Origin of the sequence: Oceanobacillus sp. FSL W8-0428 (assembly GCF_038004405.1) — a bacterium.
Taxonomy (GTDB): Bacteria; Bacillota; Bacilli; order Bacillales; family Amphibacillaceae; genus Oceanobacillus; species Oceanobacillus sojae.
The window spans coordinates 2,541,887-2,554,198 of the sequence record NZ_JBBORB010000001.1 but is presented as its reverse complement, the minus strand read 5'-3'; the positions used below and the strand labels follow the sequence as shown (position 1 = coordinate 2,554,198).

The following is a 12,312-nucleotide window of genomic DNA, read 5'->3' as shown; positions in this document are numbered from 1 at the left end:
TCTTTTGACAAAGCTATTTTATACATAGAATAATCATTTTATCATTCTTGTCTTCACGCTCTTTAAAGTACGACAATACTTCATTTTCCTCTCCATCATTGGATGAATAAATACTCCGTAAATAAATCCACCTGTCCCAAAACCAATAATATTGATCCAATAAGGTTCCCCTCCAAGAATAAAGCTGACAATAAACATCATTACAAAGCCTGTCAGAGCAAATAAAAAACCATTTTTCCAGCGCGCTTCACCGTTCCTTTCAGTGTCTTTTATACGTGTCTTCTCCTCAAGAAAACACAGAAAATGATGAATATAACCTCTGCATTCACATTACTCTATTTCATCATTAAAATGGGAGGAATATTCTTCATCAGAAATTTTATTACTTTAAAATTTGCACTTATCGTACTAGCCCTATATAATAAATTAAAATATTAAATTGAAATAAATCCCAAAGGGGAGTAGCATAATAGCAGCTGTCGTCATTACAGGAGAAATCCTCGGCACTGCTGGCAGCAGTTTCATTTCGTTGCTTGCGAGACCTTTGTCCAAATTATGTGGGCAAAGGTCTTTTTTGTTAGCTTTTGCCACACTTACTTCAAGGAGGAAAAGAGATGTCAAAACTAACAAAGCTTCTAAAATCTAAAATGGTAAAAGAAGGAATTAAGCAGGCACAAAAACATGCCCTTCCTGTCATCAAAAAAGAGTTAGCAAAAAGAAAAGGCAGTTTTAAGAAATAATGAATCAGTCCAGATACAATGATTTAGCATCCACTGTTTTATTTGCTAAAAGAAATGGACGTATAAAAGTACTCAGACATCACGATGACTTAAAGTTACATGGAACAGGAAGAAGTGCTGCTGTATTCAAAATAAAAAATGAAAATAGAGTGATTAAAATTTTTTACCCGAATTTTGAAAAAACAGCAATTCAAGAAAAACAAAACTACGAAAGATTAAATGGGAATCCTTATTATCCCACTGTATATGAAGCAGGAACCAATTACTTGGTTATGGATTTTATTGAAGGAAAGACATTCTTTGAATGCCTGGCAGAAGGAATCCCATTAAAGCCACACTATATTGAACATGTTGACAATGGGTTAGAATTTGCAAAAGCAGCAGGATTAAATCCTTCAGATATTCATCTGCATAATCTTATCCTTACAAAGGAAGATGAAGTACGTATTATTGATGTAGCACGCTTTTCACAAAAGAAAATGTGTACCCAATGGGAGGACCTAAAAAGCGGATATATACGGTATTATCAACATCCATTTTTCCCGAAAAAAATCCCCAAATGGGCTATGTACGCTGTGTCAAAATTATACCGGTTATATAAGTATTTACCTATTAAAACAAGGAAAAGAGTGAGATAGCCGGCTCTTTTCCTTTTTAACACTTTAGAAATTCAAAATCATTTACCTTTTACTAGTATTTAATCAAATTCTCCTGAAACAATTCAAAGTAAGATAGCTTACGATTGTTATAATGCTTATCGTCGATAAATTGAAATCCCAATTTTTCTATTACCTTCTTTGATTTCATATTATTTATCCTTACACGTGCAGTCAGCTTTTCAATTTTAAGCGATTGAAATGCATATTTAATTATACTGTCCGCTGCTTCTGAAGCATATCCCATCCCCCAAAAACCAGGATCAAGCAGGTATATAATCTCTATATCCTCTGTATCATCAATATACCTTAAGCCGCAATGTCCCATTATTTTCCCACTGGATTTATTTACTGCCGCCCATACGCCAAAATCATATTGATTCCAATGTTTTATAATTTTACTCACGTACTGCTCTGTTTCTTCCAACGACATGCCTTTTCCTATACCAAGCCATTTTCCTACACTGTCTTTCTTCACTATTTCGTAAAACTCTTTCATATCTTCGGCAATGACTGGTCTTAAAAAGATTCGTTCCGTATTAAGGTTCATATTGGGAGTTTCATTCATCACCTCATTTTTTCTCACTGCTGAAACAGCTCCTTTTCTTATATCACTTCAGCTTTCCCTAAGCTAAATAGCTGATAGTAAAGCTTTACATCTCAAAAAATTAGCCAGTACAAATCATAATAATATTCCTGTCTGGATCACAAATTGTAAAAAATGAAAAATCATCAAGGCGGGTAATTTCTGATTCAACATCATATCCTGACTCTTTTACATAGGCGTAGGACTCCTCAATATTATCTGTATGGAAATTGAATATTGGATACATACTGGACGATTGCCTTTTTGTAATCCCCTCCGGACCAGCATCCAAAGTTAAACCGGTATGATCAGCAATTTTGATATTATATACCGGTCTTTCTACAGCAGTTAAATCATACTCCTGACCAAGTAATTCTGCATACCATTTTACTGACCTCTCCAAATCACTGACATGTACAAAAATCGTGTTCATTTTATTCATTATTGGACTGCTCATATTTTCACTCCTCTTTATTTTAAAATTCCTTCAGCTTATATAACGTTTTTGAGAGTGAAAACCTTACAGCCAAATTTGTTTTTCTTTTAAAAAATATGATAAAAATATGCTGCATTCAATTTTACATCCAGTTCTTTAGCTGCTAATTGCATCATATCCCACGAAAAACAATAAAACTTCCAATAAGTAATCTTATCATTATTCATTTCCACATAATGAATGTTATTAAGATAAAGATGCGTATCTAGTTTTCTTTCTAACTCTATAATAACTGGACGTCCCCATAACTCAATATAATCCGAAACAATTTCATGTTGTTTCTGAACAATTTCAGCCCAATCTTTTAAAGAATTCTTCTCCACTTCATCTTTACCATATTCCAACCCTGAATGGGTAATATCCGTGATGACATTTTCAGCCATGAGGGAGGCAATTAATTCTGGATTTTTATTTCTAAAGCCCTTCAGTAATAATTCCACAGCAGCTGTTGGAGAAATATTATTAATCGGCTTTGTTCTTTTGGAAGCGGCAGCTATTTCTGGATTTGAAATGTCACGTAAAGTCTGTCGTGCTCTGCTTATGTTTGTATATACAGCAGATTCAGAGGTGGACATAATCTCTGCAGCTTCTTTTCCTTTAAACTGAAAAGCCTCCGTTAGAACAAGTGCTATATATTGAGTTGGAGTCAAGTGACTCACTAATTCACTAAGGTTTTCCATAAGCTGAAATGATTCTGTTGCACTTATATCTTGAAACAGCAAATCATTATAAGGTAAATCAATATGCTTCTGTTTTCTTTTCTGATCAATCCATAAATTTGTAGCGATTTTAAATAAATAAGCTTTTGTATCTACGGACTGAAATAATTTTGCCAGCACCGACAGAGACTTTAATAGTGTCTCTTGAACCAGATCCTCAGCATCCCATGGTGATTGCGTTAAATTTAAACAATATCTCCACAAATCGGTGCGATAAGGTTCTATTATCTGTTTAAATTCTCTTTCAATTTTTCTTAAATTATTGCTTAAACCATTAAGATTATCAATCGACATCTATTAACCCCCCCGCTTAGATACATTATCGATTATTTCTTCAAATTCTTAATTCCTCATCTAAACCATTAAATTGAACCGCAGATGCCAATAGCCGCTTTGCATAATCACTCTGAACATCTGCCAATTTTTTTGTCTCTATCTGTTCAGCAATTTTTCTTTCATTTAAAAATATTACATGATCACAGAGATAAGTAACCGTTTGTAGATTATGGGCAATAAATAGACAGGTTATATCCATCTCTTCTTTGAGTTGATGGAGTAAATCCAGAATTTGAGTCTGAATAGAAATATCCAATGAACTGACTGCTTCATCTAAAACTAAAAACCTCGGATTTGTACGAATCGCTCTTGCGATACATATCCTTTGCAGCTGCCCCCCACTTAACTCATGCGGGTAACGATTCAATAATGATAAAGGCAAACCGACTTTTCCCATTAAACTTTTCGTAGTTTCGCGAATGCAATTATTTCGGCAGGATACCTTCAAAGGCTCATTGATAATATCTTTTATCCTGAATGCAGGGTTAACGGATGACGTATAATCCTGAAAAACAACGCTCATTTGTCCTCTATTTTCTTTCCGCCATGCGGTTGCATTTCTCCCTTCCAGCAGCAGGCTGCCTCTATCTGCTTCTTCCAAGCCCAATATCAGTCTGCCTAATGTACTTTTTCCGCTGCCGCTTTCACCTACTAATGCGACCCACTCCCCAGTATTTATCTGAAATGACAAATCAGCTAATACAGATAGCTTCTCCTTTCTAAAACCTGTTCCTTTTTTTGGGTAACTTTTGTAGACATTTTTCATTTCAAGCATCGTAAGGACCCTTTCTCATTATTTTTTCGAAAGAACAGGCCAGATTTAATCTTGTATCTACCAAATACTTTGTATACTTATTTTGAGGATAGCGAAATACCTCCCTCGTCCTGCCATATTCCACAGATTTTCCATCTTTCATTACAAGCACTTCCTCGGTCAAATGCCGGATTACTCCAAGATCATGAGAAATAAAAATAAAGGTTATTCTCTTTTGGGCGTGTAGCCTTTGAAATGTGGCAATGACTTCACTTTGTGTAATTGCGTCCAGCGCAGTTGTTGGCTCATCGGCAATGATAACATCAGGCTTTATAGCAACTGCGATGGCAATCATACATCGCTGCAGCATCCCGCCAGACAATTGATGCGGATATTTCTTCATCATCTGTGATGCTTCTTGAATTCCCAGGCTTCCCAGTTCATTCAAGGATATTTGTTTTGCTTCTTTCCTGGATATTTTCAAATGTTCGCATAAGGTTTCCATCATCTGTTTTCCAACCGTATCTAAGGGATCAAATGCAGACATTGCATCCTGCAGAATCATACTGATATGTCGAGCTCGTATATTTTGCATTGCTTTTGCCTTCATCTTTAACATATCTTCCCCTTCAAAATATGCTGTACCGGAAACTTTCATCCAGGGAGCAACAAGACCTAATATTCCCTTTACTGTCATTGATTTTCCGCTGCCGCTTTCTCCGACAATTCCCAGATTACGTTGCTGTTCTAATGTAAAAGAGATGTCCTCTACGATAGTGTCTTTCGTCTCTGCATCATATATCGATAAATTTTTCACTTCCAGCAGCATTAATTAATCACCTCCATCTTTTCCTATGTTTCACGTTGTAGGCATCTTGTAAGCTGTCTCCCAAGAAATTGAAAGCTGCTACAACAAAAAGAATTGCTATACCTGGCGGAAGCATTAACCCTGGATGTATAATCATAACGTTCTTGGCTTCGCTTAGCATCATTCCCCATTCAGGCGTTGGTGCCTGTACACCTAAACCTAAAAATGATAAAGCTGAAATCATTAAAATAACGGAACCAATATCAAGGGTAGCAAGCACAGCTATTTCACCAGTGGCGTTCGGCATAATATGCTTTCTGAAAATATGCCATCTGCTGAAACCAGAAACACGTGCAAATTGAATATAATTTTTATCTGTATATTTTATTACAATCGATCGAATCATACGGGTGTACCATGCCCACTTTGCTATAATACTGGCAATAATGATATTAGTAATTCCCGGTCCCATCATTCCGATGATAGCAAGAATCATTACTTCACTTGGAAAAGACATAAAAATATCACAGATTCGCATTATTATTTCATCTATTTTCCCTCGAAATAATCCTGCTATTCCACCAATTAAAGTACCAATTATAATCGTTGCCGCCATTGTGATAAATGCAATTAATACAGTAGTGCGAATACCATAAAGCAGTCTTGAAAGAATACACCTTCCTAGTTGATCCGTCCCCATTGGATAGGTCGTACTTATTCCCGCAAGCTTTTCTTTTACATTCACATCAACTGGATTATGCGGTGTTAGCCACGGTGCAAAAAAACCTGTTAATACCACAGTGACTAGAAAAATGATACAAATCATGGCGAAACGATTTTGTATCAATTTATTTAGAGTCCCCATGATTATACCTCTTTTCTCATTCTTGGATCTAACATAGCAGTAACGATGTCTACCAGCAAATTACAAGCAACAAATAATACCGCCATCAGAAAAACATACGCCTGGATAACTGGATAATCATAATTAAAAATCGCCGCCACACTTAGTCTTCCTATTCCTGGCCACGCAAAAATATTTTCTACAATTACCGTACCTGCAATTAATTTTGGGATAGACATTCCCAGCGCTGTAATTGTTGTTTGAAGGGAGTTTTTAAAAATACGCTTTAAAATAATTCTCTTTTTCATTCCCCGCGCTTTTGCGTACAAAACAAAATTTTCACTTTTGTTTTGTACCATATTATTCCGTAATAGTCTTACATAGGTTGAAATATAAGCAAGTGCTAATGTTACCCCAGGGAGGATAACAGATGCCCATGAAGTCATTCCACTTGTCGGCAGTAAATTTAACTTAATAGAGAAAAACCACATAAGTAAAAGTCCAATCCAATAGCCCGGCATAGCTTCGCCTATAAATACAAGTCCGCGAATCGTACGGTCAATCCAGCTCTCCTCAAAAATAGTACATATAATGGATGCGGAGACGCTGATAACAACAATAATAATGAAGGAAACCAGCGCAAGCAGTAACGTTGCCGGTAAAGCTTGTACTATTTCATTTATCACTGGTTTATTATTAATAAAACTGTTTCCAAAGTCGCCTTTGATACTGCCTGTCACCCACGTTAAGTATCTTTCTATAAAAGATTTATCAAGACCCAGCTCCTCCCGCATTTGTGCAACAGCTTCATCGGTTGGTGTGATTTCATTTACGCGCAGTGCTACTTCAGCTGGATCACTTTCACTTAAATTAATTAAAATAAAAGCTAAAAAAGATATTCCAATTAATAAAGGGATGACGCTTAATAATCTTTTAATAATATAACGCTTCATTTAGTTCACCTACATTCTTACGCTAAAGAACCAAAAAAGCGGATAGAAATCCGCTTTTTTGGCTTATTCCGCTTCAAAATACATTTTTTCAAATGGTATTTCATACTGAGAAACATTAAAAGTGACTCCCTGCAGCTCTGGGCGATGAACAGCTTTTGTACGTGAATACACGAGTGGAATATACACGGATTCATCGTGAATATAAGATAATACCTCATCATACATAGCTTCTCTCTCAGCTTCATCATTTTCAATCATCAAATCTGTTATTGTTTCATCCAGCCATACTTTCCTGTCTAATCCTATTTGCGCCCGATAATCACCATGTGCCGGAATTCTCCAGGATGACAGATAGGATTGTGGATCATAAGGCGTGCCCCATGATAAAGAATATTGCAGGTCAAATTCTCCAGATTTTTGCCTGTCTAAAAATGCTTGTTTCTGTTCCCCTGTTATATGCAGGTCTACACCTATTTCTCTCAAATCATGCTGAATATATTCACTAATTGTCTTTTCTTGAGCATTGTCTGAATTATAATACAAGCTGAGTTCTAATTTCTCCTCATCTTTATACCGGTACCCGCTGTCATCCAATTTCCAACCGGCTTCATCTAGTAATTCACTCGCTTTATCGGGATTATACTCCCGCGCCTCCAGTCCAAGATCACTATAAGGAGCTGTTGAAGAAAGCAGTGTAGGTGCAACAGACTCAGTCCCGTTTAAAACACCATCAGCAATCGATTGTTTATCAATCGCATATTGCAAAGCTTCTCTCACATCAACATTCTTCGTAATTGGACGATTGGAGTTCAATAAAATAGCCCTTGAAGCAATTGGTTCACTCATTTCCGTTATATATTTCCCTTGCTCCTCCAAAGCTGAAAATGAGTCAAGATCGATCATATCTCCATCAGAACCAAAAATCAGATCAATTTCCCCTTTTTCAAGTGCAAGCAGGATGGTCTGATGGTCAGGCATCACTTTCCACCTTACATTGTCAACTTCCGGCTGTTCTCCCCAATACTCTACATTTGCAGTAAATACTGCTTCCTGATTCTCATTATGCTCTGTTAGAATCCAGGGCCCGGTTCCTGAATAACCATCAACTCCATCTCTTGTTGTTGCATCCACAAAATCATTTGGAGACAAGAAACGAAATGGACGTGTAAGTCCTAATTCAGTTAATGTTGGGTAATACGGATGCTTCAGGACCAGTTTATAGGTATATTCATCAACAACTATATTCTCTTCTATTAAATTGACTAAATCAAGCCAGGCATGCCGTTCTTCATTATCCAGAATTGCATCCATGTTTTGTTTTACTGCTTCAGCATTGAACTTTTCTCCATCTGTAAAGGTAACATCCTCTCTTAAATGAAATATATATTCCATACCATCATCTGAAATTTCCCAGCTCTCCGCCAGCCAAGGCTCCACCCCATCTTCCGTATTAATAACCAATGATTCAAATACCATATTTTGGGCTGCCATTTCTCCACTATATAAATGCGGATTAATATCACGAATATCTTTAGAGCTGGCATATACAATTTCCTCTTTAGCTATTTCTGCATTATCCTGATTACTACAGCTTACCAGTAAAAGACAAAACAATATTGCAAGCAGTACTATACTAAATTTTCTCATTCGAGTTCTCCTAATTCTCTTGGTGTTATACCTAATGAAGTATCTGACACTGAACCGTCTTTACAGCTTCTTATCCATATGTAAGGTCTTCCAAATCGGATCCGGTTCAGCCAGCTTTTCTTCAAAACCCAGCGCTTTCCAGAATGGGACCCCGCCTGGAAGAAATGGATGGGTGTGCAGGTAAATCTTCTCATAACCAGCTGCACAAATAGATTTTAAAGCAGTTTTATATAAAGCGGAGCCAATTCCTAAACGTCTATATCCGGGATCTATATAGCATCTTACCAATTCTGTCGTTTGTATTTGCGCATAATAATCCTGCAAATACTCAAACCGATTATCGTAGGGTAAATACCCTATGGTTCCAAGTACCTCTCCTTCTTCACTTATAGCGGCAAATAACGCAGAATCATTTCTACCCAAATAATATGTATGAACATGAACCAAATCCGCTGGTAATTGATTATGGTTCAACATTGGAAACAATTCTTTTCGAATGGATTTCATAAATTCTGCTACTTGTGCAGCTTCCTTTGTTTCTACCTGTTTAATACTATATTTTACAGACATTTCTTATTAACGTCTCCATTTCTTTACTATCTCATAAAACTCCAGCATAATTACTTAAAAATTTATTACGCCTTATGAGCTGCCACTTTTAGATAAAAGCATACATCCTTTAAACTATTTCAAAGTTAAAAAGCCTGGATAAATTTCTATAATTGCTTCCAAACGGATTCATACACCTGTTTTAATGGGATATGATGTTTTTCAGCTATATTCTTACAGTCATCGTACTCTGGTGAACTTTGGAAAATCTCTCCTTTGGAGATTCCTTGTTTTACCGTAACAGGGCCCCACTCCGTCTCTACTTTAATAAATCTTCGTTCCATCCGATGAACGGTTATTGGATAGTAGCGGATTCCAAGCGTTGTCGTTTCTTGTAACAAGATACCCTTTATTTTAGATAAAGCTTGACTAGAACAGAGTAATTGCAATAATATACCCGGTCGATTTTTTTTCATATAAATGGGCGTATAAAAGACATCATTTGCCCCGGCTTCAAATAAACGGTCCATTACAAACCCAAGCCACTCTCCCGTTATATCATCCAGATTCACTTCCATTTTCATCATATTATCATCAATATGTTCATGGTTTGGAGGATGTTTTGATGTCAAGCAGAAAACTCCCTTCTTAATTAACTAATGCTACTTTTCCTTCCCTTGAGCCAGCCGATCAATTAGTACAGCATTATATGCACCGCCAAAGCCATTATCAATATTAACCACACTGATACCGCTCGCACAGGAGTTCAGCATTGTCAGCAGTGCAGACAAGCCTTGAAAATTCGCACCATAGCCGACACTTGTCGGTACTGCTATGACCGGATGAGAAACAAGGCCGCCAACAACACTCGGAAGTGCTCCCTCCATCCCTGCAACAACTACTGAAGCCGTTGCTTCCTGAATCATCTGCGCCTGGTCTAATAAACGATGAATTCCGGCTACACCAACATCATAAAATCGGCGCACATTGCTTCCCAATACCTCAGCTGTAATCGCTGCTTCCTCCGCAATCCTCAAATCAGATGTCCCTGCACAAATAATGGCAATAAAGCCTTCTTTATTTTCTTTCTTCTCTTTTGCTTTCCATGAAAGAATCTGCGCTATATCGTGATAAGTTAGTTCAGGATGACTTTCTAATATTACTTCTGCCTTGTCCTGAGAAACTCTTGTAATTAAAACATCATTTTGTTTTGCTTTTATTGCTCGGAGAATGGCAGTGATTTGTTCTATTGTTTTTCCTTCTCCGTAAATCACTTCCGGAAAGCCTTGACGCTTTTTCCTATGATGATCAACTTTTGCAAAACCCAGATCTTCATATGTTGCCAATCTTTTCTTTGCGTTATCTATGCTTAATGTTCCATTTTGAACTTCCTTTAAAATTTCCTCCATGTGATGTCCTACTCTCTCAAACTTTTTTAATCGCTTATGCTTGTTCACCCAGAATAATCCGAAGTACATTTGGATGGTCCGGGAATGTTTTTGTTCCGGCACCATAGCCTACCTTCATCACTTTCATGGAAGGAAGATCACAAAATTCATTTGCTAATACAGCAGCAAATGCTGCTCCAGTCGGCGTTGTCAACTCGGCTTTCAAGTCACTTTGCGCAATGGGCACCCCGCGTAGAATTTCTAAAGTAGCTGGTGCAGGGACAGGGTAAATCCCATGGTCAATGTGGATTTTTCCGGATCCCGTGGGGACAGGTGCTGATTTAATATCATCAATATCAAGCTCTTCTATTAAAATAGCAGTTCCAACAATGTCTATTATTGAATCGACTGCTCCAACTTCATGAAAGTGAACATCCCCCAACGGTACACCATGGATACAGCCTTCCGCTTCACCAATTTTTTTAAAGATCCTTAATGCTATAGATTTTACTTTTTCTGATAGATCTGCTTCCTGAATCATTTTTACAATATCCCGATATGAACGATGATGGTGGGTATGTCCAGGATGATCATGTTCATCATGGTGGTGATGTTTATGATCGTGATCGCGGGAATGCTTGTGGATATGTTTACTATGACCATGTCGAGAATGCACATGCTCTCCATTTTTCAATATAACATCAAATTTCGTGCTCGTAATACCGTTCTTCACTATTTTATGTACTTTCAATTCATACTCATCCTGCAAAGGCAGTTTCTGTAATTCCTTCTGCAAATGAGAAAAATCTCCGCCAGCATCAAGCAGTGCTCCTATTGTCATATCCCCGCTGATTCCAGAAAAACAATCTAAATATAAAATTTTCATAACAAAACTCCTTTTTATGTAATTTCTGACTTTCATTTTACGTGAAAAAGCAGTTGCTTCAACTGCTTTTTCACGTAAAGAACAAGTATTTTTATTTTATGCGTTGGCAACGTGTTTTTGTTCTGCAGCAGCTTCCGGTAATACTTTATTCATGCTGCCTGTACGATAACCACGTAAATCCACAGACACATAGTCAAAGCCAAGAGATTCCAGTTTATGCTGAATTTCCATGCGTTTTTCCAGTAACTCCACAATTTTATCGGCTGTTACTTCAATACGCGCCACATTATCATGATAACGTACGCGAACTTCTTCAAAACCGATACGCTTTAAATAAAGTTCTGACTGGTTCACTTGATTCACTTTTTGCCTATCCAGTTTTGTTCCATATGGGAATCTCGATGCTAAACTGCAAGAAGCTAATTTGTTCCACACAGGAAGATGGAGCTTTTTTGCAAGTTCACGGACTTCCGATTTATAAATATTCGCTTCCTGAAGTACACTGCGAATGCCTTCTTCCGTTCTCGCTTTCAGTCCTGGACGGAAATCATCCTCATCATCCATAATCATTCCATCTAAAATATATGGGTAATCCAATTCTTGGGCCAGCTGATTAAGATGTGTGTAGAGCATTTTTTTACTGTAATACCAGCTATCAGGATTATTCGCTGTAATTTGTGGGCTGTCCAGTTCTTTTATCTCTGTTTGATATACCTTCACCCCTAAATCTTCCGCTAATTGAACAGCTGCTTTAAATTCGGATTCACGGAACAGCTCTGAAGCTACAACCACTGCAAGCACATTATCGCCTAGTTCCTGCTGGGCTCTTTTCAAAACGACAGCACTGTCTACACCTCCTGAAAACGCAACCATTACACGGCCCATTTCTCTCAATGTGTTACCTAAATGACGATTTTTATCACGGATTTCCATCATTTCATTCACCTCAT

16 protein-coding genes are annotated in these 12,312 nt (G+C 37.3%); 2 read left to right on the top strand and 14 right to left on the bottom strand.

The window, feature by feature from the left end; genetic code table 11:
* Positions 1–13: 13 nt before the first annotated feature.
* Positions 14–160 (bottom strand): hypothetical protein, encoded by a 147-nt coding sequence (locus MKY30_RS12085; protein WP_156985618.1) that lies wholly within the window; start codon positions 158–160, stop codon positions 14–16.
* A 454-nt stretch (positions 161–614) separates the two neighbouring features.
* Between MKY30_RS12085 and MKY30_RS12080 the strand changes: the two genes are divergently transcribed.
* The gene (locus tag MKY30_RS12080) at positions 615–740 is read left to right on the top strand and encodes a hypothetical protein (protein WP_255473807.1); all 126 of its coding nucleotides are present in this window, start codon (positions 615–617) and stop codon (positions 738–740) included.
* Complete coding sequence (locus MKY30_RS12075) at positions 740–1,378, top strand: RIO1 family regulatory kinase/ATPase domain-containing protein (protein ID WP_156985619.1); 639 nt, start codon at positions 740–742, stop codon at positions 1,376–1,378. Before MKY30_RS12080 ends, MKY30_RS12075 begins: the two co-directional genes overlap by 1 nt.
* Before the next feature lie 52 nt (positions 1,379–1,430).
* Here MKY30_RS12075 and MKY30_RS12070 read toward each other — a convergent pair whose 3' ends face one another.
* From MKY30_RS12070 to larE, 13 genes are all read right to left on the bottom strand, one after another.
* Positions 1,431–1,964, bottom strand: a complete 534-nt coding sequence (locus MKY30_RS12070; RefSeq protein WP_341085628.1) for a GNAT family N-acetyltransferase — start codon at positions 1,962–1,964, stop codon at positions 1,431–1,433.
* A 100-nt stretch (positions 1,965–2,064) separates the two neighbouring features.
* Positions 2,065–2,439: a VOC family protein gene (locus tag MKY30_RS12065; protein ID WP_341084036.1), complete on the bottom strand. Its 375-nt coding sequence runs from the start codon at positions 2,437–2,439 to the stop codon at positions 2,065–2,067.
* A gap of 86 nt (positions 2,440–2,525) precedes the next feature.
* A complete protein-coding gene (locus tag MKY30_RS12060; RefSeq protein WP_341084035.1) occupies positions 2,526–3,491 on the bottom strand; it encodes an RNA polymerase sigma factor in 966 nt (321 codons plus the stop codon).
* Between the two features lie 40 nt (positions 3,492–3,531).
* Positions 3,532–4,308, bottom strand: coding sequence for an ABC transporter ATP-binding protein (locus MKY30_RS12055; protein ID WP_339284930.1), 777 nt, complete (start codon positions 4,306–4,308; stop codon positions 3,532–3,534).
* Positions 4,301–5,116: an ABC transporter ATP-binding protein gene (locus MKY30_RS12050; protein ID WP_147211104.1), complete on the bottom strand. Its 816-nt coding sequence runs from the start codon at positions 5,114–5,116 to the stop codon at positions 4,301–4,303. Before MKY30_RS12050 ends, MKY30_RS12055 begins: the two co-directional genes overlap by 8 nt.
* A 7-nt stretch (positions 5,117–5,123) precedes the next feature.
* Entirely contained in the window at positions 5,124–5,960 is an 837-nt protein-coding gene (gene opp1C / locus MKY30_RS12045) for a nickel/cobalt ABC transporter permease (RefSeq protein WP_341084034.1), read from the bottom strand.
* A 2-nt stretch (positions 5,961–5,962) separates the two neighbouring features.
* On the bottom strand, positions 5,963–6,892 hold the full coding sequence (opp1B, locus tag MKY30_RS12040) for a nickel/cobalt ABC transporter permease (protein ID WP_341084032.1): 930 nt from the start codon (positions 6,890–6,892) through the stop codon (positions 5,963–5,965).
* Positions 6,893–6,955: 63 nt separating this feature from the next.
* Positions 6,956–8,539, bottom strand: coding sequence for a nickel ABC transporter substrate-binding protein (gene nikA / locus MKY30_RS12035; protein ID WP_341084030.1), 1,584 nt, complete (start codon positions 8,537–8,539; stop codon positions 6,956–6,958).
* Between the two features lie 60 nt (positions 8,540–8,599).
* Complete coding sequence (locus tag MKY30_RS12030; protein ID WP_156985625.1) at positions 8,600–9,109, bottom strand: GNAT family N-acetyltransferase; 510 nt, start codon at positions 9,107–9,109, stop codon at positions 8,600–8,602.
* A gap of 146 nt (positions 9,110–9,255) precedes the next feature.
* Positions 9,256–9,720 (bottom strand): nickel insertion protein, encoded by a 465-nt coding sequence (gene larC, locus MKY30_RS12025; protein WP_147211109.1) that lies wholly within the window; start codon positions 9,718–9,720, stop codon positions 9,256–9,258.
* Positions 9,721–9,750: 30 nt separating this feature from the next.
* The gene (gene larB / locus MKY30_RS12020; RefSeq protein WP_147211110.1) at positions 9,751–10,497 is read right to left on the bottom strand and encodes a nickel pincer cofactor biosynthesis protein LarB; all 747 of its coding nucleotides are present in this window, start codon (positions 10,495–10,497) and stop codon (positions 9,751–9,753) included.
* 34 nt (positions 10,498–10,531) lie between these two features.
* Entirely contained in the window at positions 10,532–11,362 is an 831-nt protein-coding gene (locus MKY30_RS12015) for a LarC family nickel insertion protein (RefSeq protein WP_341084028.1), read from the bottom strand.
* Between the two features lie 96 nt (positions 11,363–11,458).
* Positions 11,459–12,298, bottom strand: a complete 840-nt coding sequence (gene larE, locus MKY30_RS12010) for an ATP-dependent sacrificial sulfur transferase LarE (RefSeq protein WP_341085626.1) — start codon at positions 12,296–12,298, stop codon at positions 11,459–11,461.
* Positions 12,299–12,312 lie beyond the last annotated feature (14 nt).

Excerpts from the sequence above, each read along its gene's own strand:
- larE (WP_341085626.1), bottom strand. The coding sequence starts at position 12,298 with ATGATGGAAATCCGTGATAAAAATCGTCATTTAGGTAACACATTGAGA.
- larB (WP_147211110.1), bottom strand. The coding sequence starts at position 10,497 with ATGGAGGAAATTTTAAAGGAAGTTCAAAATGGAACATTAAGCATAGAT.
- MKY30_RS12070 (WP_341085628.1), bottom strand. The coding sequence starts at position 1,964 with ATGAATGAAACTCCCAATATGAACCTTAATACGGAACGAATCTTTTTA.
- nikA (WP_341084030.1), bottom strand. The coding sequence starts at position 8,539 with ATGAGAAAATTTAGTATAGTACTGCTTGCAATATTGTTTTGTCTTTTA.
- MKY30_RS12030 (WP_156985625.1), bottom strand. The coding sequence starts at position 9,109 with ATGTCTGTAAAATATAGTATTAAACAGGTAGAAACAAAGGAAGCTGCA.
- MKY30_RS12015 (WP_341084028.1), bottom strand. The coding sequence starts at position 11,362 with ATGAAAATTTTATATTTAGATTGTTTTTCTGGAATCAGCGGGGATATG.
- MKY30_RS12050 (WP_147211104.1), bottom strand. The coding sequence starts at position 5,116 with ATGCTGCTGGAAGTGAAAAATTTATCGATATATGATGCAGAGACGAAA.
- opp1C (WP_341084034.1), bottom strand. The coding sequence starts at position 5,960 with ATGGGGACTCTAAATAAATTGATACAAAATCGTTTCGCCATGATTTGT.
- MKY30_RS12065 (WP_341084036.1), bottom strand. The coding sequence starts at position 2,439 with ATGAGCAGTCCAATAATGAATAAAATGAACACGATTTTTGTACATGTC.
- opp1B (WP_341084032.1), bottom strand. The coding sequence starts at position 6,892 with ATGAAGCGTTATATTATTAAAAGATTATTAAGCGTCATCCCTTTATTA.
- MKY30_RS12075 (WP_156985619.1), top strand. The coding sequence starts at position 740 with ATGAATCAGTCCAGATACAATGATTTAGCATCCACTGTTTTATTTGCT.
- MKY30_RS12080 (WP_255473807.1), top strand. The coding sequence starts at position 615 with ATGTCAAAACTAACAAAGCTTCTAAAATCTAAAATGGTAAAAGAAGGA.
- MKY30_RS12055 (WP_339284930.1), bottom strand. The coding sequence starts at position 4,308 with ATGCTTGAAATGAAAAATGTCTACAAAAGTTACCCAAAAAAAGGAACA.
- MKY30_RS12060 (WP_341084035.1), bottom strand. The coding sequence starts at position 3,491 with ATGTCGATTGATAATCTTAATGGTTTAAGCAATAATTTAAGAAAAATT.